This is a genomic window from Desulfatiferula olefinivorans (genome assembly GCF_054657895.1).
Genome location: NZ_BAAHXV010000092.1, coordinates 1 through 1,744 on the forward strand (window position 1 = coordinate 1; position 1,744 = coordinate 1,744).

Annotated in this window: 3 protein-coding genes; all 3 read right to left on the reverse strand. The window is 37.0% G+C overall.

What is annotated here, in order from left to right:
• Window positions 1–140 precede the first annotated feature (140 nt).
• The 3 genes from ACYQ11_RS21965 to ACYQ11_RS21975 all read right to left on the reverse strand — a co-directional run bounded on the left by ACYQ11_RS21965 (window position 141) and on the right by ACYQ11_RS21975 (window position 1,714).
• Window positions 141–647: a hypothetical protein gene (locus ACYQ11_RS21965; RefSeq protein ID WP_459925977.1), complete on the reverse strand. Its 507-nt coding sequence runs from the start codon at window positions 645–647 to the stop codon at window positions 141–143.
• A gap of 78 nt (window positions 648–725) precedes the next feature.
• Window positions 726–1,193: a DUF4279 domain-containing protein gene (locus tag ACYQ11_RS21970; protein WP_459925978.1), complete on the reverse strand. Its 468-nt coding sequence runs from the start codon at window positions 1,191–1,193 to the stop codon at window positions 726–728.
• Window positions 1,194–1,258: 65 nt separating this feature from the next.
• Window positions 1,259–1,714: a hypothetical protein gene (locus ACYQ11_RS21975; protein WP_459925979.1), complete on the reverse strand. Its 456-nt coding sequence runs from the start codon at window positions 1,712–1,714 to the stop codon at window positions 1,259–1,261.
• Window positions 1,715–1,744 lie beyond the last annotated feature (30 nt).

Consider the following 1,744-nt stretch of genomic DNA (forward strand, 5'->3'; position numbering starts at 1 on the left):
AGGTGGCTAACCCTTAATGGACATCATTACTGATACCCTCCCGACAGGGACTTTCACCCTGCAAGATACGCCGAGCTTTGCTCGGCGCGATAACGTGCGCTTCAGCCGCGCGAGGAACGAGCGTCGGCTGGAAGCGATGGTTAGCCTGCATAAGCGCTATCAAAGTAGGTTTTTGCTGGCCCTTCATAAAGTAATGTTTCAATTTCTGCGCTTAATTCTGATTTTATTTCAGCCAATAATGCCGATGGCCCACAAATATCAAAATCACCCCAAATGCCAGGATATTCACTATCCTCATTTTCATCCATCACATAATATCTGAACAAGAACTCCATGTTTTGTGGGAATATCGCTTTACGAACGAAAGTATCACCAGATCGAGACTCATAAAGGCTTTCTTCAGAGTTTAAGATTTCATCCATCATTTCCCAACTACACTCTTTTGGTATTGTCAAATAGCCGTCATGTTCGTGCCAATCATCAAAGACGAATAACCCAGAATTAGAATATTCTCGTTTTAATACTTTCAGGATAGTTTTAAGAAAAACCAAAAGCTCGGGAAGAACAAATAAATCCTCCAATGATAAAACATTTCCATCAAATGGTTTTTTACCTTCCTTCAATCTTTTTTCGAGTTCTGTATTCATTTGGTAATAAGGCTAACGCTGTGCTCACGGGGCGCGCGCTTTTTGCGCTCCCGTGCAGCAAATGGTTATCTTTTATTTTCAATCGCTTAGGCAGTATAAATCTATGTCGATTGACGCTCCCAGATCAGATATAACTTTTACAGTACTCTTGTCAAAGTGGAAGCCTGGATTAAAGCCATCATAATAGTATTGGACTATTGAAAATTGTATATCACTTTCTTTTGAAATTTTTATCAATGTTGGCATATTGGGGATTATGAAGTCATGAATATATTTTTCAACAATATCACCTATAAAATTATTGGAAGATATTTTCCATTCATGTGACCAAAAATTGTATTCATGAATTTTTTTGATACGATTGTGGGGTGGACCAATTTCGTAAGGTTCACCTTTTACCCCTATTGAATGTGGCTCAACCATCAACTCTTCAGATACCTTGTTTGGGTGATAATCAAAATCATGTATCAGTAACTTCACATGATTCTGATTCGTATCAGGTTTATCCTTATGATTATTCAAATTTTTAATTTCTTCTTTATTCACTTTTGAAGATAACGTTTAAATCACGGGGCGCGGCTTTTTGCGCTCCCGTGCATTTTTTTGTTGGGCTAAATTTTGTATCTTTCTTCAATGATGGAATTCAAATATTCATCATCAGCTTTTAGCCAATATTTATAAGTTCTTACTTTTGTTTCTTCTATTTCTGTTAATTTGTAATTTTTTCCAATATCTTCAAGAGCTACTAAAACATCTTTTTTCCCAAACTGCTTGAAAAAGTACCAAGGCAATTCCTCAACACTACGATTCCAGACACGAAGACTGTTCTCGATCAGTTCTATTATGTTTCCGTCGCATTTTGGTAATAGTTTTAGTAAACAGTGCCCAGCTTGTTGTTGAATGTCAAATTGTTCTTCGTCTAAATCAGGATCAGTAAAGACACCATATAAAGCTTCAAATATGACATCATCGCCTAACTGTTCTTGAGCAAGTCTGATTTCTCTATGGCATCTCCATTTGCCTTCATAGAATTTTTTTCTTATATCTTTGGCTGATCTAAGTTTCATTATTTATGAAGCCCAACGTGTGCTTCACCG